This window comes from Parvibaculum sedimenti (genome assembly GCF_009184905.1).
GTDB lineage: Bacteria > Pseudomonadota > Alphaproteobacteria > Parvibaculales > Parvibaculaceae > Parvibaculum > Parvibaculum sedimenti.
Window position 1 is genome coordinate 78,474 of the sequence record NZ_WESC01000009.1, and the last position, 20,383, is coordinate 98,856.

Genomic DNA, 20,383 nt, shown 5'->3' on the forward strand with positions numbered 1-20,383 from the left:
CCCAGTCAGCCGCCTTTATAGGCGTTTTGCGCGAGAGGGGGAACCGCCCCACATTTCGCCCGCTCGGGCTTCTTCGGTTTCGATGCGGAGACCGTCTTGCCGGGCCGACGTTTGAAGAGCTCCGCGAGGTAGTGTCCCGTATAGCTGCGCGGTTCCTTCGCCACATCTTCCGGAGTGCCAACAGCGACAATCTCGCCGCCCGCGTCGCCGCCTTCCGGGCCAAGGTCGAGGATCCAGTCCGCCGTCTTGATGACTTCGAGATTGTGCTCGATGACGACAACCGAATTTCCCTGCGCCACGAGCTCGTGAAGCACTTCGAGAAGCTTCGCGACATCGTGGAAATGGAGACCGGTGGTCGGTTCGTCGAGAATATAGATCGTGCGGCCCGTCGAGCGGCGCGACAGTTCCTTTGAGAGCTTCACGCGCTGCGCCTCGCCGCCGGAAAGCGTCGTCGCCTGTTGGCCGACCTTGATATAGCCGAGGCCGACGCGCTGAAGCACTTCCATCTTCTCGCGCACGGCGGGCACCGCCTTGAAGAAGTCCGCCGCCTCATCGACCGTCATTTCGAGGATGTCGGCGATCGACTTGCCCTTGAACTTCACTTCCAGCGTCTCGCGATTGTAGCGATGCCCGTGGCAGGAATCGCATTCGACATAGACGTCGGGCAGGAAGTGCATCTCGATCTTGATGACGCCATCGCCCTGACAGGCTTCGCAGCGCCCACCCTTGACGTTGAACGAGAAGCGTCCCGCCTTGTAGCCGCGCGCGCGCGCCTCGGGCAGTTCCGCGAACCAGTCGCGAATGAAGGTGAAGGCGCCAGTATAAGTCGCAGGGTTCGAGCGCGGCGTGCGGCCGATGGGCGACTGGTCGATGTCGATGATCTTGTCGAGATGTTCGAGACCGAATATCTCGTCGAAATCGCCGGGATGGTCGCGGGTGTCGGTCAGACGCCGCGCCACGGCCTTGTAGATCGTCTCGATAAGGAGTGTCGACTTTCCGCCGCCCGACACGCCAGTAACGCAGGTGAAGGTGCCGAGCGGAATTTCCGCCGTCACATTCTTCAGGTTGTTTTCCTTCGCACCCGTAACCTTGAGCCACTTGCCGTTGCCCTTGCGGCGCGTCGCGGGAACCTCGATCTGGCGGAAGCCGGTGAGATACTGTCCCGTCAGACTGTTCGGGTTCGCCATGATCTCTTCGGGCGTGCCCTCGGCGACGACCTCGCCGCCATGAATGCCCGCGCCGGGGCCGATATCGACCACATAATCCGCGAGCCGGATCGCATCTTCGTCATGTTCGACGACGATCACCGTATTGCCGAGATCGCGCAGGCGCTTCAGCGTTTCGAGCAGACGGTCATTGTCGCGCTGGTGAAGACCGATGGAGGGCTCGTCGAGCACATAGAGGACGCCAGTGAGCCCGGAGCCGATCTGCGAGGCAAGCCGGATGCGCTGACTTTCGCCGCCCGACAGCGTTCCCGAATTCCGCGCCAGCGTCAGATATTCGAGACCGACATTGTTGAGGAAGTGAAGCCGCTCGCGGATTTCCTTCAGCACACGGCCCGCGATCTCGTTCTGTTTCGCGGTCAGATGCTGCGAGAGTTCCGAGAACCAGCGATCCGCATCGCGGATCGACATGTCGGTGACTTCACCGATATGCAGCTTGTTGATCTTGACGGCCAGCGCTTCGGGCTTCAGCCGGTAGCCGCCGCAATCGTCGCAACGCGTGATGCCCTGAAAGCGCTCGATTTCCTCGCGCGACCATGAAGAATCCGTCTCGCGCCAACGCCGCTCGAGATTGGGTATGACGCCCTCAAAAGGCTTCGTCGTCTTGTAGGAGCGAAGCCCATCATCATAGGCGAAGGTCACCGGCTCTTCACCCGTGCCGTAAAGCACGACCTGCTGCGCCTTCTTCGACAATTGCGACCAGGGCATGGTGACCGAGAACTTGTAGGCCTTGGCCAGACTGTCCAGCGTCTGGGTGTAATAGGGCGAGGTCGATTTCGACCAGGGCGCGATGGCGCCATCGCGAAGCGAAAGCCCGTGATCCGGCACGACGAGGTCCGGGTCCATGTAATGCTGCGTGCCGAGACCGTCGCAGGCCGGGCAGGCGCCGAAAGGATTGTTGAAGGAGAAAAGACGGGGTTCGATCTCGTCGATGGTGAAGCCCGAAACGGGGCAGGCAAAACGCGACGAGAAAATGATGCGCTCCGGCTCCGCGCCTTTCTTGGCGTCGGCGAATTCGACCACAGCAATACCATCGGCAAGGCCGAGCGCGATTTCGAAACTGTCGGCGAGACGGTTGCCGAGATCGTCGCGCACGACGATACGGTCGACGACCACGTCGATGTCGTGTTTCAGCTTCTTGTTGAGCGCGGGCACGCTGTCGATTTCATGGAAGGTGCCGTCGACCTTCACACGCTGGAAGCCCTTGCGCTGAAGCTCGCCGAACTCCTTACGGTATTCGCCCTTGCGGCCGCGCACGATAGGCGCGAGCAGATAGAGCCGCGTACCCTCGGGCAGCGCCATGACGCGATCGACCATCTGGCTGACCGTCTGGCTTTCGATGGGAAGGCCGGTCGCGGGTGAATAGGGAACGCCGATGCGCGCCCAGAGGAGGCGCATATAGTCGTAGATCTCGGTGACAGTGCCGACCGTCGAGCGCGGATTGCGCGAGGTCGTTTTCTGCTCGATCGAGATGGCCGGCGAGAGGCCGTCGATCTGGTCGACATCCGGCTTCTGCATCATTTCGAGGAATTGCCGCGCATAGGCCGAAAGGCTTTCGACATAGCGCCGCTGGCCCTCGGCATAGATCGTGTCGAAGGCAAGCGATGACTTGCCAGACCCCGAAAGCCCGGTGATGACGATCAGCTTGTCGCGAGGCAGTTCGATCGAAATATTCTTGAGGTTGTGCTCCCGCGCGCCGCGAACGGCGAGAACTCTCGAAGAGGCCGGGGAAGCCGGACGCGCCGCGTCAGCCATGGGGCGTTTACTCGTTGACTTGCGAGGGGAGGACATTCGCTCTGCAATGTAGGTTATCGGACGCCGCAAACAAGCGCCGCGCTGCCGGGATCAAATCGAGGAGATCTCGCATGGTCGAATCTTCGTTCTTGATCCCATTTTGACTTTCACGGCGCAGGAAGCAAGAACAAAAACGGAACTCAAGCGGGGGATGAATGGTCTCGATAGACGCGCCGCGCGAGCCAGCCGCAGGCCGACCAGACGGCCAGCGTAAGCGCGGCACCGGCATAGCCGTCGATCGCGTAATGGAAGGCTAGAAGCACTGAGCCGAGGAAAACGAGCACGGCGAACGTCGTGTAAAGAATGCCCGCGAGGCGGCTCACACGCCACCCGAACAGCGCCATCAGAACTGCCAGCGAGACGTGGATGCTAGGCATCGCCGAGATTCCCGCGAAGGGCAGGTTGTTACGCGTCACATAGCTCTGCCAGAGGATGCTTTGCTCCATGAGCGCCTTCAATTGGTAACCGCTCTGCCGGACATGATCGAGATAGGCCATCAGCCCATCAAAGGGCGTCGGACGCCCAAGCAGGTCGCCAAAGAAGGCTGGGCCCGCCGATGAAAAGGCGACGGCAACAACAGAGCCAAGCAGGCCCCAGCAGCCGACGAACGCCATGATGAATTGAAGTCGAAGTTCGGGTCGCCGACGCGAGAAGAGCTGCCAGTAAAAGGTCAGATGCACCACGGCAAACCAGAGGAAATAGACATAGTCGAGTGTCGCCGTGATCCAGGGCTGGCCGAGCCAGCGCTGAAGGATACGCCAGGTCGGATCACCACCGGACAGCGAGGTGCTCCACTGCGCGAAGAGGGCATCATATTGGAACGGCTGTATCTGCGGTAGACTTATCTTCAGTGTAAAGAACATTCCGAAGAAGAGCGGAATGGTGACCAGCATCAGCAGAGAGGCGGCGAGCGAGCTCGGTGTCAGATAGGTCTCGCGAAGCGCCGTGCGCAGCGCCGGCAGTGGCACCTCCGGACGCTCACGAAAGAAGAACAGCGCCGCCCAAAACAAAAATATCACCGCGATGACGGGTAGGTGGCAGATCACCGTGGCCAGGATGTTCCTGGCGAGGAGTTCGCCGCTACCCCGGGTTTTCCAGATGAGCGTGAGGCAGCCTAGTGCGACATAGCAAATGAGGTATGCGAGATAGAACCGATGTTCGATCAAGGAGGCCCGCCAAGCGTCCTTCCAGACGCCTGCGCCGGTTGGCGCTTGCTCCGCTGCCTTCAAGACCGCCTCATCTGTGCCCACCTCTGGCTCCACGCTGGTGAATCCGAAAGCCACTCCCTGTCGACGATAACGTCAATTGCGTTCGGCTTAAATGCATGTCAGAACAATACAAGAACACTGGAAAATGCGAGGTAAGTGGGATTTGCCGCGCCTTTTCTTGTGGATATCCCATGGCATGGTCTACGAATCCTGTGCGTTGCGGGTATGGTGAGGCCGGAATTCCTGGATTAGTGACTGGCTCGGACGCCAAGGGTGTCCTTGCGGAGCATCGGAGCGAGAGACATGGCAGGCAGCGTCAACAAGGTCATCCTGGTCGGCAATCTGGGCGCCGATCCCGAAATTCGCCGGACGCAGGATGGCCGCCCGATCGCCAATCTGCGCATCGCGACCTCGGAAAGCTGGCGCGACAAGAACTCGGGCGAGCGCAAGGAAAAGACCGAGTGGCACCGCGTCGTGATCTTCAACGAAGGTCTCTGCAAGGTTGCCGAGCAGTACCTGAAGAAGGGCGCGAAAGTTTACATCGAGGGTGCGCTCCAGACGCGCAAATGGACCGACCAGTCGGGCCAGGAAAAATACTCGACTGAAATCGTCCTTCAGGGCTTCAACTCGGTGCTGACCATGCTGGACGGCCGCTCCGGCGGCGGCGCGGGCGGTTCGTCGGGTGGCGGCGGCGACTATGGCGACGACGATTTCGGTGGTGGCCGCAGCTCGGGCGCCTCGAAGGGCAGCTTCGCTCAGGATCTCGACGACGAGATTCCCTTCTAGGCAAAGGCCCGGCCCGCTTTCGGCCGCTGCGATGGAGCCTCGCCGATGGAGATATTCTCACTCCTCGAATTGCTGCACATCCTCGGCGCCATGGTGCTTTTCGGCACAGGGCTCGGCATCGCCTTCTTCATGGCGCTGGCCAACCGCAGCGGCAATGTCCCTCTGATTGCGGGCACGGCACGGATCGTCGTCATCGCGGACATCGCGCTGATGGCGACGGCCTTCGTGTTACAGCCGGTGACGGGCCTTGGCATGGCGCATATCGCGCATCTCCATGTCTGGCAGAGCTGGATCGCGATCAGCCTCAGTCTCTATGCTGCCATCGGCGTCCTCTGGCTGCCGGGATTCTGGTTGAATCTCCAGATGAGGGACATGGCCGCGACGGCGCTGGCGGCCGGAACGCCGTTGCCGCCCCGCTACCAGCGCTTCTTGCGTGTCTGGTTCTGGTGCGGCTGGCCGGGCCTCGTCGCCATCGTCGCCATCCTCTATTTCATGGTCACGCAGCCGGAATACTGGTGAGCCCATGCTCCGCATCCTCGATGCGATCACCGATGCCGGCCACCCCGAAAAGCCGAACGAGGACGCATTCGGCCATGGGCCGGCGCATGCCTGGGTGATCGACGGCGCGACCGGCGTCGCCGATGACGAGCTTCTGGATGCACCGAGCGATGCGCATTGGTTGGCGCGGGAAGCGAGCGCCTATTTCGCCGCCCATGCAGAGCAACACGGGAGCGATCTCGGCGGTCTCACGAGGGCCGCGATCGACAGCCTTGCTCAAACCTTCGAGTCAAAGAAGCGACGCCCGCCGAACGGCCGTTATGAACTGCCCTCGGCAGCCATGAGCATGGTTCATAGCGACGGCGCCACGCTCTCTTACGTGAATTTCGCCGATTGTCATCTGGTGCTGCTGACGGACGAGGGGGAGGCGACGACTTTCGGCGATCGCCACCTCGACCGAGAGGCGTCGGCCCGCCAGCGCACGGCGGACCTCATTGCCTCGCTCGCGCCGGGAGCGGACATGTTCGCCTCGCCCGATGTCATGCGTTTCCTGCGTGCCGCGCGGAACCGACAGAACACGGAAACGGGCTACTGGATTTTGGGCCTGGACCCGCGCGCCGTCGATTTCATGCGGCGCTGGGACATGCCGCTCTCGCAGCACGTCACGGGCCTGCTGATGACCGATGGCTTTGCCTCTCTCGCCTATGACTATGAGCGCCTGACGCCTGCGGAGCTCGCCCGCCGCGCCCGGGAGGAGGGGCTTTCGGGCATCCTTTCCGAGATCAGGAAGATCGAACGCGAAGAGGATCCCGCGCTGCGCCTCTATCCCCGGTTCAAGCGTTCCGACGACGCCACTGCGGTGCTTTTCAGGGCCGGGCCCGAGCGCCGCTGAGCCGCGTCGAAACCTCCCCCATTTTGTCAATAATTACAATGGCTTAAGGAGGGCTTTCGAAAGCCTTTCAGGTTGCCCGAAAATGCCGGACCTGCTAGTCTGTGCATCAGTTGATTTCGGGGATTCGGAAGTCGTTTTCCGGGCTCTTTTTGGTCCTTCGGGCGCCGCGCGATCAGAGATCGCTGGCGCCCTCTAACGTTAGAAAAGCATTTGTCCGACACGTCAGACAGCGACATTCCGGGCGACGAGCCGGCCCCGGGCAACGGGAGCGGTTTGGGTTCCGACGGAACTTCGGGCGGCACACCGACGCCGCCGGAGAAGGACGTCTCGCCGATTACCATCGAAGACGAGATGCGCCGGTCCTATCTCGATTACGCGATGAGCGTGATCATGAGTCGCGCGCTGCCCGATGCGCGGGACGGGTTGAAACCCGTGCATCGCCGCATCCTCTTCTCGATGAGTGAGAACGGCTACGACTGGAACAAGCCCTATCGCAAGTCTGCCCGCGTCGTCGGCGACGTCATCGGTAAGTATCATCCGCATGGCGACCAGTCGATTTACGACGCCTTGGTGCGTCTCGCGCAGCCTTTCTCCATGCGCCTGCCGCTGCTCGACGGGCAGGGCAATTTCGGTTCGGTCGACGGCGATCCTGCGGCCGCCATGCGTTACACCGAAGTGCGCATGGCCAAGGTCGCGCATCTTCTGGTCAACGATCTCGACAAGGAAACGGTCGACTTCCAGGACAACTATGACGGCTCCGAACGAGAGCCGAAGGTTCTGCCGGCCGAGTTTCCAAACCTGCTGGTCAACGGCGCCAACGGCATCGCCGTCGGCATGGCGACCAACGTGCCGCCGCACAATCTGGGTGAAGTGATCGACGCCTGCGTCGCGCTGATCGACAATCCGGCCATCACGATCGAGGAACTGATCGAGCATGTGCCCGCGCCAGATTTCCCGACCGGCGGCATTCTGATCGGTCGCGCCGGCGCGCGCTCCACCTATCTCACCGGCAAGGGCTCGCTCACCGTTCGCGGACGTGTCGAGATCGAGGAGATGAAGCGCGACAGGGTCGCTCTCATCATCAGCGAGATTCCCTATCAGGTGAACAAGACGACGATGATCGAGCGCATCGCCGAGCTTGTGCGCGACAAGAAGATCGACGGCATCAGCGATTTGCGCGACGAGTCCGACCGCGATGGCATGCGCGTCGTGATCGAGCTGAAGCGCGATGCGGTGCCTGATGTCGTGCTGAACCAGCTCTATCGCTTCTCGCCGCTGCAGACGACCTTCGGCTCCAACATGATGGCGATTTATCGCGGTCGCCCGGAGCTTCTGAACCTCAAGCAGTTCATCGAGGCTTTCACGCAGTTCCGCGAGGAAGTCGTCACACGGCGGACCAAGTTCGAACTCGGCAAGGCGCGCGACCGCGCCCATGTCTTGGTCGGCCTTGCCATCGCGGTTGCCAATATCGATGAGGTGATCCACCTCATCCGCACCGCGCCAGATCCGGGGACTGCCCGGGAACGGTTGATGGCGCGCGACTGGCCTGCGGGCGACATCGCGCCGCTTGTCGAACTCATCGCCGATCCGCGCCACAAGCTCTCGCCGGATGGCACCTACAAGCTCTCCGAAGCTCAGGCCAAGGCGATCCTCGATCTGCGTCTGCAGCGCCTCACTGCACTCGGCCGCGATGAAATCGCCGACGAACTCACGGCGCTCGGCCTGAAGATCGCCGACTATCTTGAAATCCTGCGTTCGCGTGCCCGCGTGCTCGAGATCGTTCGCAACGAACTCAGCGCCATCAAGGCCGAATTTGCAACGCCGCGCCGCACCGAAATCTCGGAAGCCGACAGCGACTTCGAGGATGAGGATCTCATCCAGCGCGAAGACATGGTCGTCACCGTCAGCCATCAGGGTTACATCAAGCGCGTGCCGCTCTCGACCTATCGCGCGCAGCGCCGTGGCGGCCGCGGGCGCTCCGGCATGGCGACAAAGGACGAGGATTTCGTCAACCGGCTCTTCGTGGCGAACACGCATACGCCGGTGCTGTTCTTCTCCTCGACCGGCATGGTCTACAAGCTCAAGGTCTGGCGCCTGCCGCAGGCGACGCCCCAGTCGCGCGGCAAGGCGATGATCAACATCCTGCCGCTGAAGCAGGGCGAGACGATCACGACCATCATGCCGCTGCCCGAAGACGAAGAGAGCTGGGCAAAACTCCATGTGATGTTCGCGACGCGGAAGGGCAGCGTCCGCCGCAACGAGCTTTCCGACTTCGTGCAGATCAACCGCAACGGCAAGATCGCGATGAAGTTCGAGGGCGAAGACGAGGGCGACTCAATTGTCGGCGTGCAGATCTGCACTGAAGACGATGACGTGCTGCTCACCGTCGCAAATGGCCGTTGCGTCCGCTTCCCGGTCACGGAAGTGCGCGTCTTCTCCGGCCGCAACTCGACCGGTGTGCGCGGCATCCGCCTCGAAGAGGACGACAAGCTCATCGCCATGAGCATTCTGCGCCATGTCGATGTAACGCCTGCCGAAGCGCGCGCCTATCTGAAGCAGGCGACGGCCATGCGCCGAGCTGTTTCGGGCGAAGGCGAGGAGTCCGAGGTCGAATCTGTCGAGCAGGACGAGAGCGAGGAAGAGGCGTCGGAAGATCTGACGCTCTCGACCGAGCGTTACACCGAACTCGGCGCTCGCGAGCAGTTTGTGCTCACCGTCAGCGAGAACGGCTTCGGCAAGCGCTCGTCGTCCTACGACTACCGGACTTCGGGACGCGGCGGCAAAGGCATCATCGCGATGACCGTCACGGCGCGAAACGGCAAGCTCATCTCGTCCTTCCCGGTGGAAGAGCAGGACCAGATCATGCTCGTCACCGATCAGGGTCAGCTTATCCGCTGCCCGGTCGACGATGTGCGCGTCGCGGGCCGCGCGACGCAGGGCGTCACCATCTTCCGCACCAATGCGGACGAGCGCGTGGTCTCGGTCGAACGCGTCGACGAGGCAAGCGAAACCGGTTCGGACGAGGAATAGGCGCATGGCGGCGACCAAAAAGCGGATCGGCATCTATCCCGGCACGTTCGATCCGATGACCAATGGCCATATCGACATCATTCGCCGCGCGCTGACGCTGGTGGATCATCTCGTGGTGGCGATCGGCATCAACGCGACGAAGACGCCCATGTTGACTTTCGAGGAGCGGGCCGCGCTCATCGAAGCCGAGGCGGGCCCCGTCGCGAAGAAGCTCGGTTCGAAGATCAGCACGGCCTCCTTTTCCGGCCTGGTGGTCGATGCGGCGGACGCGCATGGCGCCAATGTCATCATCCGCGGCCTTCGGGGCGCAGTGGACTACGAATATGAAGTCCAGATGGTCGGCATGAACCGCGTCATGAATCCGCAGGTCGAGACGGTGTTCCTCACCGCCTCGCCGGAGACGCAGTTCATTTCCTCGACTCTGGTCCGCCAGATCGCAAGCATGGGCGGGGACATTTCCCCGTTCGTGCCGAAGCGCGTCGAAAAGAAGGTTCTCGCCCGCCTGGCGAGCGTCAGCCGCAACAAGTGACAAGCGCCGGGTCGCTCTGCCGACCGGATAACAACAACAGGAACAGCAGGGAGATGGATATGCGTCGTCTGAAAAGTCTGGCGTTAGCATTGATCGCGCTCTTCGCGACGACACAGCTGGCACTCGCCGCCGACGTGAAGCTCGATCCGGAAAACACGATCTACATGGATCTGAAGGATGGCCGCGTCGTGATCGAGCTTCTGCCGAGCGTCGCGCCAAAGACGGTCGAGCGCATCAAGACGCTCACACGTCAGGGCTTCTACAACGGCCTGACTTTCCACCGCGTCATCGACGGCTTCATGGCCCAGACGGGCGATCCGACGGGCACCGGCATGGGCGGCTCGAAGCTGCCGGACGTGCCCGCCGAATTCAGCCAGTCGGAATCCTTCACGCGCGGCGCTCTCGGCATGGCGCGTTCGCAGGACCCGGACAGCGGCAACAGCCAATTCTTCATCTGCTTCGACGATGCCAGCTTCCTCAACGGCCAGTACACGCTCTTTGGCCGCGTCGTCGAAGGCATGGAGAATGTCGATTATATCAAGCGCGGTGAGCCGCCGAGCAATCCGGACAAGATCATCCGGATGCAGGTCGCCGCAGACGTCAAAAAGTGAATTGAGGTAGCCTCATGAGCACCGATCTCGAAAACACCCTTTATCTCGACCTGAAGGACGGCCGCGTCGTCATCGAACTGCGCCCGGACCTTGCGCCTAAGCATGTCGCGCGCATTAAGGAACTCACGCGCGAGGGTTTCTATAACGGCGTCGCCTTTCACCGCGTCATCGACGGCTTCATGGCGCAGGGCGGCGATCCGACCGGCACCGGCGCCGGCGGCTCGGGCAAGAAGCTCCCGGCCGAGTTCTCGGCGGAGCCCCATGTTCGCGGCGTCTGCTCCATGGCCCGTGCGCAGGACCCGAACAGCGGCGACAGCCAGTTCTTCATCGTCTTCGACGACGCCCGCTTCCTCGACAAGCAGTACACGGTCTGGGGCAAGGTCGTTTCCGGCATGGAATTCGTGGACAAGATCAAGCGCGGCGAGCCCGTGCGCGAGCCCGATCGCATTGTGAAAATGCAGGTCGCGGCGGACGCGGCGTAAGTCTCATCGTCATTGCCGGGCCGCCGCGTCGCGGCGAGACCCGGCAATCCAGGGCAACAAGTTCCGAATTTGTGGCGCCTGGATGCCCGGGCCGAGCCCGAGCATGACGAACAGGGCTGATATGCAGGTTGCCCATGCGCGTCGATGAATTCGATTTCGAGCTACCCGAGGAGCTGATCGCGCTTCGGCCCGCAAGGCCGCGCGACAGCGCCCGCATGCTCGTCATCGGACCGGCGCCCCGGCACCTGTCCGACGAGGGCGTCCGCGATCTGCCGTCGCATCTGCGCGAAGGCGATCTTCTCGTCTTCAACGATACGCGGGTGATCCCCGCGCGCCTCTTCGGCATCCGTCGCCGGGGCGAGGCTGAGGCGAAGATCGAGGTGCTGCTGCACAAGCGGGAGGATGCGGGCCGCTGGCTCGCCTTCGCCCGGCCCGCCAAGCGCCTGAAGGAGGGCGAGCGCGTCGATTTCGCCGAAGGCCTTTCGGCAGAGGTCGAGAAAAAAGGCGAGGGCGGCGAGGTGCTCTTCCGCTTTTCCAAAGAAGGCCCGGCCCTCGACGCGGCGATCCTCAAGGCCGGCGAAATGCCGCTGCCGCCCTATATCGAGCGCAAGCGCGGCACCGACGAGGCGGACCTTGCGGACTACCAGACGCTCTATGCCCGCGAACCCGGCGCTGTTGCCGCCCCCACGGCGGGTCTGCATTTCACGCCGGAACTCCTCGCCGCCATCGAGACGAAAGGCGTTTCTACCGTGCGGCTGACGCTTCATGTCGGCGCTGGCACGTTTCTCCCCGTTGCGGCGGAGACGACAAAGGCCCATAAGATGCACGCCGAATGGGGCGAGATCACCGAGGCGGAAGCCGAGGCGATCAATGCCGCCCGCGAGCGGGGCGGCCGCATCATACCCGTCGGCACGACCTCGCTTCGCCTTCTCGAATCCGCCGCCGCGCCTGACGGTCGCGTTGCGCCTTTCAGGGGCGAGACGGATATTTTCATTACGCCGGGCTATCGCTTCCGCGCCGTGGACATGCTGATGACGAATTTTCACCTGCCGCGCTCGACGCTTTTCATGCTGGTCTCCGCGCTGCGCGGCCTTGATGAGATGAAGCGCGCCTATGCTCATGCCGTCGCCGAACATTATCGCTTCTATTCCTATGGCGATGCCTGCCTCATCTATCGCGGAGACGCAGCATGAGCCTGTTTCGTCATGAGTTGAAAGCGACAGACGGCGCCGCCCGCACGGGCGTCATCCATACGCCGCGCGGAGAAATCCGCACACCCGCTTTCATGCCGGTCGGCACTGCCGCGACGGTGAAGGCGCTCTATATGGATCAGGTGCGCGAGGCGGGCGCCGACATCATCCTCGGCAATACCTACCATCTGATGCTTCGTCCGGGTGCGGAGGAGGTTCATGCCCTGGGCGGCTTGCACAAATTCGCCAACTGGCCTTACCCGATCCTCACCGACAGCGGCGGCTTTCAGGTCATGTCGCTGACGAGCCTTCGCAAGATGACGGAGGAGGGCGTCACTTTCGCCTCCCATCTCGACGGCTCGCGCCACCTGCTGACGCCTGAGCGCTCCATTGAAATCCAGTGCTTGCTGGGTTCCGACATCCAGATGCAGCTCGACGAATGCACGCCGTTCCCTGCGACCGAGGAACAGGCGCGCGTGTCGATGGAGCTTTCGCTCCGTTGGGCAAAGCGCTCCAAGGCCGCCTTCGAGGCGCAGCCGCATCGCAAGGAAGGTCAGGCGCTTTTCGGCATCGTGCAGGGCAGCACCTATAGCGAACTTCGCGCGCGTTCCGCTGCGGGCCTCGTCGATATCGGTTTCAACGGCTATGCGATCGGCGGCCTCGCTGTCGGCGAGGGCCAACCGGAAATGCTGCGCGTTCTCGACTTCACCGTGCCGCTGCTGCCGAAGGACCGCCCGCGCTATCTGATGGGCGTCGGCACGCCCGACGATCTGGTCGAAGGTGTGCGTCGCGGCATCGACATGTTCGATTGCGTCATGCCGACACGCAATGGACGCCACGGGCTCGCCTTCACGCGGCGCGGTCGCGTCAATCTTCGCAATGCGCGTCATGCGAAAGATCCGCGCCCGCTCGATGCGGAAAGCTCATGCCCCGCCGCGCGCGATTACAGCCGCGCCTATCTCCATCATCTCATCAAGTCCGGCGAGATGCTGGGCTCCATGCTGGTGAGCTGGATCAACATCGCCTACTATCAGGAACTGATGGCGGGCATGCGCGTGGCCATTGCCGAGGGCGAATTCGAGGCCTTTGCGGCGCGGTTCAAGGCGGAACAGGCAACTGGCGATATTCAGGCCTTGTAAGCCGGTTGACCCGGAAGGAAGGCGCCGTTAGGTTCCGCCCACTCTTGTCGGGGGTCCGTAGCTCAGCTGGTAGAGCACTCGACTTTTAATCGAGTTGTCCTGGGTTCGAGTCCCAGCGGACCCACCATTCCCTGCTTCTCCAAACGATGACCGCCGCCCGCATTGCGCCATCGTGCTCATCCTCAGCTACGCGCTCCCGGGATGAAGCCGGGTGTGGCACAGTAAGCGATGGGTAGACTTCCCTGCGGGAGCAAGACAGATGAGCCAGCCGGACAAGACCAGAGAGCCACCCTATGACGGCGGATGCCTTTGCGGCGCCGTTCGCTATAGCTTCTCCGTCCCGACGATCGGCGCTCGCATCTGCCACTGCCGCACCTGCCAAAAGGCCATGGGCGCCCCGTTTCTGGCCCAGGCGTCGTTTCCGAAGACGTCGCTCAACGTGACCGGCGAGACCGCGCGGTTCCGCTCATCCGCCCGGCTCTGGCGGCACTTCTGCGGTATCTGCGGAACGCGGCTATTCATCGAGCCGGTGGATGCACCGAACCGCATCGGTATACCGATCGCAACGCTGGACGATCCCGAGGTGATCCGGCCCGAACGCCATATCTGGGTTTCGGAAAAGCTCGACTGGGTCAGGATAGACGACGGCCTGCCGCAGCATCCCAAGGCCTCTCCAGTCCCATATCGCGATATCTGATGGCGCAATCGCCCGGCATCGCCCATATGATGCCTGCCATTAATTACAGGGGGGATGAAATGCCTGAGACACCGAAAATTCTGCTGATCGTCTGTGCCGCGCTCGAGGCGGTGGTGGGCCTGCTCATGGTCGCGGTGCCGGGCCGCATCCTGGCGCGCATGCTGCCCGGCATGGTTCCGGGGCTCGACGCCATCGTGGTGGCCCGGCTCGCCGGTTCGGCGCTTCTGTCGCTCGGCGCCCTTGCCTGGTTCGCGCGGAACATGACCGATCCGGCGGCGCTGAAGCCCGTTCTCGCCGCGCTGCTCGTCTATAACGTGCTCGCCGCGGTCAATCTTTTCTATCAGGGCGCAAAAATCGATTCGGGCGCCTATGCGCCGGGCGTCATCCACCTGATCCTGTCGGTGGCGCTGGTCTACTACCTGCGCCAGGGAGCCTGATTCTTCAGTCCTTATCCGGCACATCGATGAAGCGGTCGTGCGTCCTGTCATAGACGGAGAGCACGCCGCTTCCGATACCGTAGAACCAGCCGTGGAGGCGCACACGCCCATCCGCTTCACGCTCGCGGATGAAGGGGAAGGTACGCAGCATTTCGAGCGAGCTCAGCACCGCGCGTTGCTCCATCTGGCGCAGCATGGCATCGCGGTCGAGATGCGCATGAGTCTTGCGCACATCCTCGGCGACACCCTGAGCCAGCGACATCCAGCCTGACACGAACTCACCCTTGGGCGGATTGCCGTGATCGCTCTCATAGAGTGCTTCGATGCCACCGCAGCGCGCGTGACCCATGACGATGACGTCGGCGATGCCGAGGCCGGTCACGCCGAATTCGATGGCGGCGCTGGTGCCATGATAATGCGTATCCGGCTCGTAGGGCGGGACGAGATTGGCGACATTGCGCACGACGAAAAGCTCGCCCGGATCGGCGGAAAAGACCATCGCTGGATCGGCGCGGCTGTCGCAGCACGCGATGATCAGCGCCTTCGGCTTCTGCATTCTGGAAGCAAGAGCCCGATAGCGCTCTTCGTTTTGCCGATAAGTTCCGGTGCGAAAGGCGCGGTAGCCTTCGATCAGACTGTCGATAGCGCTCATTTTTACCCGACTGGTGGTTGGTGCAGCAGCGGGGCGCAAGGTAGCCAGTGTTCGGTTCGATCCGCAACCCTGATGGCTACAAACCAATTGCTCATATTTTAGGCGACTGCCTTATGGGTAATCATCTGGATTTGCGGCAATGAGATACCGCCCCAGCGGATTCCCCGCTCCGGGAGCGGGGCGAAGCGAGGCCCGAAACATGCATCGGAGGGCGGAAACTGACGCCAAATTCTGGTTTCCGGGGGAAAAATGTCTGTCGCCGCCTTTCTGGAAAGCCTCTCCATCGAGAGCATCTTCCTCATGTTCGGCTCCGTTGTGCTCTTGATTCTGTTGCTGGCGCTTCAGATCAGGAATGCTGGCGCCGCTCAGCGGCTTGCCAAAATGGAGAGCGAAGCCCGTGTGAACCGGTTGCTCAGCGCAGTCGAGGGCATGGCCACGAGCCGTACCAAGAGCCGGGCGAAGCCCGCGCCGTCCTCGAATCGCCCGATCGCCAAATCCTCCATGAAGCGTGTTCCCGCCGCGCGGACACCTCGCCCAGCCTACAAGCGCGCCCGCTGAGACACCTAAATCAAGCAAAGGGCGCGGTCGCATTAAAGTGGCGCAACATACGGAAATATAAATTTATTTCCCGGCAAAAGATGGCGTATGCCAGTTTTCACGCCGTCGGATAGAGGATCGGGGGCGTGGTCCGCCTGTCGCGGCCATGACTGAACCTTTTGCCGAAGAGCCCCATGTCCCACTCCACCGTCACCACCGTCATTCTCGCCGCGGGCCGAAGCACACGGATGAAGTCGAGCACCCCCAAGGCGCTCCACCAGATCGCCGGACGTCCCATGCTCGGCCATGTGCTGGCAACGGTGGGTAGCCTCGACAATACGCGCAGCGTGCTCGTCCTCGCGCCAGGCATGGACGAGGTGGCGCGCTACGCGAAAGGCGTCGTAGCCAATATCGACATCGCCATTCAGGACAAGCCGCTCGGAACCGGCCATGCCGTCCGCTCTGCCGAGGCCTTCGTGCCACAGGGCGCGGGCGTGGTCCTGGTCATCTTCGGTGACACGCCTCTGGTCCGGGCCGAGACGCTCGCCAACATGGTCGCGGCCTGCCGCGCCGAAGCGCCCGTAGTGGTGCTGGGCTTCGAGGCCCGCGACCCGTCCGCCTATGGCCGCCTCGTCCTCAACGCGGATGGCTCGCTTGCCCGTATCGTCGAGCGCAAGGATGCAACGCCGGAGGAGATCGTCATCACGCTTTGCAATGGCGGCGCAATGGCGGTGCGCGCGGAGCATCTCTTCCGCCTGCTCGGACGCATGACGAACGACAATGCCAGCGGCGAATATTATCTCACCGATGTGGTGGAGCACGCCCGTGCCGAAGGTCTTGGCTGCATAGTCATCCGGGCACCGGAAGAAGACATTCAGGGCGTGAACAGCCGCGCCGACCTCGCCGCCGTCGAGGCGGAAATGCAGCACCGCCTCCGCAAGCGGGCGATGGAGGGCGGGGTGACGCTCTCCGATCCAGAAACCGTCTATCTCTCCGCCGACACGGTCTTCGGCCAGGACGTGACGGTGGGCCAGAATGTCGTCTTCGGCCCGGGCGTCGAGGTCGCAAACAACGTCACCATCAAACCCTTCTGCCATATCGAAGGCGCCAGGATCGAGGAGGGCGCGCAGATCGGGCCTTTCGCCCGCATCCGTCCGGGCTCAGAGATCGGCCGCGACGTTCATATCGGCAATTTCGTCGAGACGAAGAAGGCAAAGATCGAGGCGGGCGCCAAGGTGAACCACCTCTCCTATATCGGCGACGCGCGCGTGGGCGCGAAGGCCAATATCGGCGCAGGCACGATCACCTGCAATTATGACGGCTTCAACAAGCACTTCACCGATATCGGCGCAGGCGCCTTCATCGGCTCGAACTCCTCACTGGTCGCGCCGGTCAAGATCGGCGACGGCGCCTATACGGGCTCGGGAAGCGTCATCACCAAGGACGTGCCCGCCGACGCGCTCGCCGTCGAGCGCTCCAAGCATTTCGAAAAGCCGGGCTGGGCAGCGGCCTTCCGCGCGAAGCACGCGGGCATGAAGAAGGCAGGCGAATAATGTGCGGCATTGTCGGCGTCATCGGCGGTAAGCCCGCGGCCCCCATCATCCTCGAAGCGCTGAAGCGCCTCGAATATCGCGGCTATGACTCGGCGGGCGTCGCGACGCTTTCCCATGGCGATATCGTGCGCCGCCGCGCCGAAGGCAAGCTCTTCAATCTCGAAAAGGCGCTCGATAGCCATCCGCTCGACGGCACCATCGGCATCGGTCACACGCGCTGGGCGACGCATGGCGCGCCGACGGAACGCAATGCGCACCCGCATGCGACCGAGCGGGTCGCCATCGTGCACAACGGCATCATCGAGAATTTCCGCGACCTGCGCGAACGGCTGACCGCAGGCGGCGCCGTCTTCCAGACGGAGACCGACTCCGAAGTCGTCGCCCATCTCGTCACGCATTACCTCGACAAGGGCCTCGCGCCACGGCAGGCCGCCGCCGCCGCGCTGAAGGAACTCGAAGGCGCTTTCGCTCTCGGCATCATCTTCAAGGACGAGGACGACCTCCTCATCGGCGCCCGTCGCGGCAGCCCGCTGGCCGTCGGCTACGGCGTTCACGCGATGTATCTCGGCTCCGACGCCTTCGCGCTTGCGCCCATGACGAACCGTGTGTCCTTCCTCGAAGAAGGTGACTGGGTCGAGATCACGCGCGAGGGCGCCGTCTTCCACAATGCCGATGACGACATTGTCGAGCGTCCGATCCGCATCACCGATGTCTCGACCGCGCTGGTCGACAAGGGCAACCATCGCCACTTCATGGCGAAGGAAATCTTCGAGCAGCCGGAAGTGATCGGCCATACGCTGGCGAATTACGTCAATCCGGTCGACGAGACGCTGCGTCTGCCGAAACTGCCCATCGACCTCGCGACCGTTCCACACATCACCATCATTGCCTGCGGCACGGCCTCCTATGCGGGCCTCGTCGCCAAATACTGGTTCGAGCGTTTCGCCCGCATCTCGGTCGAAGTCGATATCGCTTCCGAGTTCCGCTACCGCGAGGCGGCTCTGCCGGCGGGCGGCCTTGCCATCTTCATCTCGCAGTCTGGCGAAACGGCGGACACGCTGGCGGCGCTGCGCTATTGCAAGGCGCACGGCCAGACGATCCTTTCGATCGTCAACGTGGCGGAAAGCTCCATCGCCCGCGATTCAGACGTCATCATGCGGACCCATGCCGGGCCAGAAATCGGCGTCGCCTCGACCAAGGCCTTCACCTGCCAGCTCGTCGCGCTGGCGGCCCTTGCCATCGGCACAGGGCTGGCGCGGGGCACCATCGACGCTGCCGACGAGCCGCGCCTCGTCCGTACGCTGCTGGAAACGCCGCGCCATGTCGCCGAGATGCTGTCGCGCGACAGCGAGATCCATGCGCTGGCCGGCGAGATTGCCAAGGTTCGCGACGTGCTCTATCTCGGCCGCGGCCACTTCTTCCCGATTGCCCTCGAAGGCGCGCTGAAGCTCAAGGAGATTTCCTACATTCACGCCGAAGGCTATGCGGCAGGCGAGCTGAAGCATGGCCCCATTGCGCTCGTCGATGAGAACGTGCCCGTCATCGTCATCGCGCCGGTCGATGCACTTTACGAAAAGACCATCTCCAATATGCAGGAGGTGATCGCGCGGGGCGGCAAGGTGGTGCTGATCTCCGACCGCGAAGGCCTCGACAGGGCAGGCGATCAGGTATGGGCAAAGATCGAGATGCCGAAAGTCGATCCGCTTATCGCGCCCATTATCGCGGCTATCCCGGTGCAGCTCCTCGCCTATCACGCAGCCGTGGCCAAGGGCACGGATGTGGACCAGCCGCGTAACCTTGCGAAGTCAGTCACTGTCGAATAGGCCGATTCGCGAAGCTAAGATTTTGCTAAAAGTTTAAATAACCCATGTAAGCCATTCGTATTGCTGGATATTGTGTCTGTCCCGAACAGACACATATCGACCATGTTAATCTTCCACGCGAGGGAGGGCGGTCGATGCGGCGACTGAATGCAAGGCATCTGGCGAGCGGAACGGGATTGGCCTTGTTCTGGGCGGCGCTTCTGCTGTTGCCTGGTTCGGCCGACGCGGCGCCTCCAAACATGACGCCACCTCGTGCATCGGCGTCCGGGATCGACGCCGATTTCGACAGCGCCAACCGCTCCATCGACTCCGGCCGTTATGAAGATGCCGTCGCCGCACTCAACCACGCGATAGACAGCGGACTCCTCGACAAGCGCAGACTGGCGCTTGCCTATCACCATCGCGGTATCGCCCGGCAGAAACTCGGCCTGCAGAGTTTGGCGCGCGACGATTACACCAGAGCTCTGGACCTCGGCACGCTCCCGAAGGATGTCGCGGCGCGCGCCTATTACAATCGCGGCATAGCCGACGTCGCGGCGGGCAACACGCTCGCGGCAGAGGCCGACTACACCAAGGCAATTGACCTCGCACCCGACCACGGCGCGGCCTATCACAATCGCGCCAATCTCGAACGGGAGCGTCGGGACTATCCAACCGCCATTCGCGACTATGGTGCCGCCATCCAGCGGATCAGCGGCGACCAGCGCAAGCTGCCGCTTTTCGGCCGGGCGCTCGCCTATGAGCGGTCGGGCAATGTCACCGCCGCAGTGGCCGACCTCAAGGAGGCGCTTGCCATCGACCCGAACTACGCGCCGGCGCGCGAGAGGCTTGCGGCCCTTGGCGAGCCGGTTACGGCAGGCAGCTCAGAAGTTAAACTCGCCTCCGCCGACGGCTGGAACACCACCGCCATCCGCGCCGCGCCCCCGGTCACGACCGCGCCCGTTCAGGCCGTCCCCGCAAAGACTACCGCGCTGGAACCGGCGGAGGCTGCGCCGCCTCGATCCGGCACCGGGCGTTACCGGATGCAGCTCGGCGCTTTCCGCAAACACTCCAGCGCCGCCAAGGCCTGGGCTGAAGCGGAGCGCGGCAACGCCTCGCTCGCGGCGCTCGATCACAACATCGATGCGGCGGATCTCGGGCCGAAGGGCGTCTGGTACAGGCTTCAGGCGGGCAGCTTCCAGACGGCAGCGGAGGCGAGGGCGCGCTGCGCCGATCTGGGCGCAAAAGGGGTCGCCTGCGTCGTCGTGGCTCGCTGAAATTGCGTCTTGGCGGCGCGTGACGTAGCGGCAGGGCCAAACACAG

The 20,383-nt window shown here is 62.9% G+C and carries 18 protein-coding genes and 1 tRNA gene; 16 read left to right on the plus strand and 3 right to left on the minus strand.

Going from position 1 to position 20,383, the window contains the following annotated elements; translation table 11 throughout:
* Positions 1-5: 5 nt before the first annotated feature.
* Both uvrA and F2P47_RS11265 read right to left on the minus strand, forming a co-directional pair.
* Positions 6-2,978 (minus strand): excinuclease ABC subunit UvrA, encoded by a 2,973-nt coding sequence (uvrA, locus tag F2P47_RS11260; RefSeq protein ID WP_152216459.1) that lies wholly within the window; start codon positions 2,976-2,978, stop codon positions 6-8.
* Positions 2,979-3,157: 179 nt separating this feature from the next.
* Positions 3,158-4,183: a phosphatase PAP2 family protein gene (locus tag F2P47_RS11265; protein ID WP_152216460.1), complete on the minus strand. Its 1,026-nt coding sequence runs from the start codon at positions 4,181-4,183 to the stop codon at positions 3,158-3,160.
* Between the two features lie 345 nt (positions 4,184-4,528).
* Between F2P47_RS11265 and F2P47_RS11270 the strand changes: the two genes are divergently transcribed.
* The 12 genes from F2P47_RS11270 to F2P47_RS11325 all read left to right on the plus strand — a co-directional run bounded on the left by F2P47_RS11270 (position 4,529) and on the right by F2P47_RS11325 (position 14,516).
* A complete protein-coding gene (locus F2P47_RS11270; protein WP_152216461.1) occupies positions 4,529-5,011 on the plus strand; it encodes a single-stranded DNA-binding protein in 483 nt (160 codons plus the stop codon).
* A gap of 45 nt (positions 5,012-5,056) precedes the next feature.
* On the plus strand, positions 5,057-5,530 hold the full coding sequence (locus F2P47_RS11275) for a DUF2269 family protein (protein WP_152216462.1): 474 nt from the start codon (positions 5,057-5,059) through the stop codon (positions 5,528-5,530).
* Between the two features lie 4 nt (positions 5,531-5,534).
* Complete coding sequence (locus F2P47_RS11280; RefSeq protein WP_152216463.1) at positions 5,535-6,401, plus strand: protein phosphatase 2C domain-containing protein; 867 nt, start codon at positions 5,535-5,537, stop codon at positions 6,399-6,401.
* Positions 6,402-6,752: 351 nt separating this feature from the next.
* The gene (gyrA, locus tag F2P47_RS11285; protein WP_425500037.1) at positions 6,753-9,431 is read left to right on the plus strand and encodes a DNA gyrase subunit A; all 2,679 of its coding nucleotides are present in this window, start codon (positions 6,753-6,755) and stop codon (positions 9,429-9,431) included.
* A 4-nt stretch (positions 9,432-9,435) separates the two neighbouring features.
* Positions 9,436-9,960 carry a pantetheine-phosphate adenylyltransferase gene (gene coaD, locus F2P47_RS11290; RefSeq protein ID WP_152216465.1) on the plus strand — a complete coding sequence of 175 codons (525 nt, stop codon included), beginning with the start codon at positions 9,436-9,438 and terminating at the stop codon, positions 9,958-9,960.
* A gap of 59 nt (positions 9,961-10,019) precedes the next feature.
* Positions 10,020-10,571: a peptidylprolyl isomerase gene (locus tag F2P47_RS11295; protein ID WP_152216466.1), complete on the plus strand. Its 552-nt coding sequence runs from the start codon at positions 10,020-10,022 to the stop codon at positions 10,569-10,571.
* A 14-nt stretch (positions 10,572-10,585) separates the two neighbouring features.
* A complete protein-coding gene (locus F2P47_RS11300; RefSeq protein WP_152216467.1) occupies positions 10,586-11,053 on the plus strand; it encodes a peptidylprolyl isomerase in 468 nt (155 codons plus the stop codon).
* 134 nt (positions 11,054-11,187) lie between these two features.
* Positions 11,188-12,246 (plus strand): tRNA preQ1(34) S-adenosylmethionine ribosyltransferase-isomerase QueA, encoded by a 1,059-nt coding sequence (gene queA / locus F2P47_RS11305; protein ID WP_152216468.1) that lies wholly within the window; start codon positions 11,188-11,190, stop codon positions 12,244-12,246.
* Complete coding sequence (gene tgt, locus F2P47_RS11310) at positions 12,243-13,382, plus strand: tRNA guanosine(34) transglycosylase Tgt (RefSeq protein WP_152216469.1); 1,140 nt, start codon at positions 12,243-12,245, stop codon at positions 13,380-13,382. Before queA ends, tgt begins: the two co-directional genes overlap by 4 nt.
* Before the next feature lie 51 nt (positions 13,383-13,433).
* Positions 13,434-13,509, plus strand: a tRNA-Lys gene (locus tag F2P47_RS11315).
* A gap of 132 nt (positions 13,510-13,641) precedes the next feature.
* Complete coding sequence (locus F2P47_RS11320) at positions 13,642-14,079, plus strand: GFA family protein (RefSeq protein ID WP_152216470.1); 438 nt, start codon at positions 13,642-13,644, stop codon at positions 14,077-14,079.
* A 59-nt stretch (positions 14,080-14,138) separates the two neighbouring features.
* Positions 14,139-14,516 carry a hypothetical protein gene (locus F2P47_RS11325; protein WP_152216471.1) on the plus strand — a complete coding sequence of 126 codons (378 nt, stop codon included), beginning with the start codon at positions 14,139-14,141 and terminating at the stop codon, positions 14,514-14,516.
* Positions 14,517-14,520: 4 nt separating this feature from the next.
* On the opposite strand, the gene F2P47_RS11330 is transcribed toward F2P47_RS11325, so the two are convergent.
* Positions 14,521-15,168, minus strand: coding sequence for a carbonic anhydrase (locus tag F2P47_RS11330; protein ID WP_152216472.1), 648 nt, complete (start codon positions 15,166-15,168; stop codon positions 14,521-14,523).
* Between the two features lie 249 nt (positions 15,169-15,417).
* On the opposite strand from F2P47_RS11330, the gene F2P47_RS11335 reads away from it, so the two are divergent.
* The 4 genes from F2P47_RS11335 to F2P47_RS11350 all read left to right on the plus strand — a co-directional run bounded on the left by F2P47_RS11335 (position 15,418) and on the right by F2P47_RS11350 (position 20,337).
* Positions 15,418-15,726 carry a hypothetical protein gene (locus tag F2P47_RS11335; RefSeq protein WP_152216473.1) on the plus strand — a complete coding sequence of 103 codons (309 nt, stop codon included), beginning with the start codon at positions 15,418-15,420 and terminating at the stop codon, positions 15,724-15,726.
* Positions 15,727-15,899: 173 nt separating this feature from the next.
* Positions 15,900-17,258: a bifunctional UDP-N-acetylglucosamine diphosphorylase/glucosamine-1-phosphate N-acetyltransferase GlmU gene (gene glmU, locus F2P47_RS11340; protein ID WP_152216474.1), complete on the plus strand. Its 1,359-nt coding sequence runs from the start codon at positions 15,900-15,902 to the stop codon at positions 17,256-17,258.
* Entirely contained in the window at positions 17,258-19,081 is a 1,824-nt protein-coding gene (gene glmS, locus F2P47_RS11345; protein ID WP_152216475.1) for a glutamine--fructose-6-phosphate transaminase (isomerizing), read from the plus strand. The genes glmU and glmS overlap by 1 nt, the downstream gene beginning before the upstream one ends.
* Before the next feature lie 134 nt (positions 19,082-19,215).
* Positions 19,216-20,337 (plus strand): SPOR domain-containing protein, encoded by a 1,122-nt coding sequence (locus tag F2P47_RS11350; RefSeq protein ID WP_152216476.1) that lies wholly within the window; start codon positions 19,216-19,218, stop codon positions 20,335-20,337.
* Positions 20,338-20,383: the final 46 nt, after the last annotated feature.

Bases quoted from the DNA above. Each gene is read 5' to 3' on its own strand.
- uvrA (WP_152216459.1), bottom strand. From the start codon at position 2,978: ATGGCTGACGCGGCGCGTCCGGCTTCCCCGGCCTCTTCGAGAGTTCTC.
- F2P47_RS11270 (WP_152216461.1), top strand. From the start codon at position 4,529: ATGGCAGGCAGCGTCAACAAGGTCATCCTGGTCGGCAATCTGGGCGCC.
- F2P47_RS11275 (WP_152216462.1), top strand. From the start codon at position 5,057: ATGGAGATATTCTCACTCCTCGAATTGCTGCACATCCTCGGCGCCATG.
- F2P47_RS11280 (WP_152216463.1), top strand. From the start codon at position 5,535: ATGCTCCGCATCCTCGATGCGATCACCGATGCCGGCCACCCCGAAAAG.
- gyrA (WP_425500037.1), top strand. From the start codon at position 6,753: ATGCGCCGGTCCTATCTCGATTACGCGATGAGCGTGATCATGAGTCGC.
- coaD (WP_152216465.1), top strand. From the start codon at position 9,436: ATGGCGGCGACCAAAAAGCGGATCGGCATCTATCCCGGCACGTTCGAT.
- F2P47_RS11295 (WP_152216466.1), top strand. From the start codon at position 10,020: ATGCGTCGTCTGAAAAGTCTGGCGTTAGCATTGATCGCGCTCTTCGCG.
- F2P47_RS11300 (WP_152216467.1), top strand. From the start codon at position 10,586: ATGAGCACCGATCTCGAAAACACCCTTTATCTCGACCTGAAGGACGGC.
- queA (WP_152216468.1), top strand. From the start codon at position 11,188: ATGCGCGTCGATGAATTCGATTTCGAGCTACCCGAGGAGCTGATCGCG.
- tgt (WP_152216469.1), top strand. From the start codon at position 12,243: ATGAGCCTGTTTCGTCATGAGTTGAAAGCGACAGACGGCGCCGCCCGC.
- F2P47_RS11320 (WP_152216470.1), top strand. From the start codon at position 13,642: ATGAGCCAGCCGGACAAGACCAGAGAGCCACCCTATGACGGCGGATGC.
- F2P47_RS11325 (WP_152216471.1), top strand. From the start codon at position 14,139: ATGCCTGAGACACCGAAAATTCTGCTGATCGTCTGTGCCGCGCTCGAG.
- F2P47_RS11330 (WP_152216472.1), bottom strand. From the start codon at position 15,168: ATGAGCGCTATCGACAGTCTGATCGAAGGCTACCGCGCCTTTCGCACC.
- F2P47_RS11335 (WP_152216473.1), top strand. From the start codon at position 15,418: ATGTCTGTCGCCGCCTTTCTGGAAAGCCTCTCCATCGAGAGCATCTTC.
- glmU (WP_152216474.1), top strand. From the start codon at position 15,900: ATGTCCCACTCCACCGTCACCACCGTCATTCTCGCCGCGGGCCGAAGC.
- glmS (WP_152216475.1), top strand. From the start codon at position 17,258: ATGTGCGGCATTGTCGGCGTCATCGGCGGTAAGCCCGCGGCCCCCATC.
- F2P47_RS11350 (WP_152216476.1), top strand. From the start codon at position 19,216: ATGCGGCGACTGAATGCAAGGCATCTGGCGAGCGGAACGGGATTGGCC.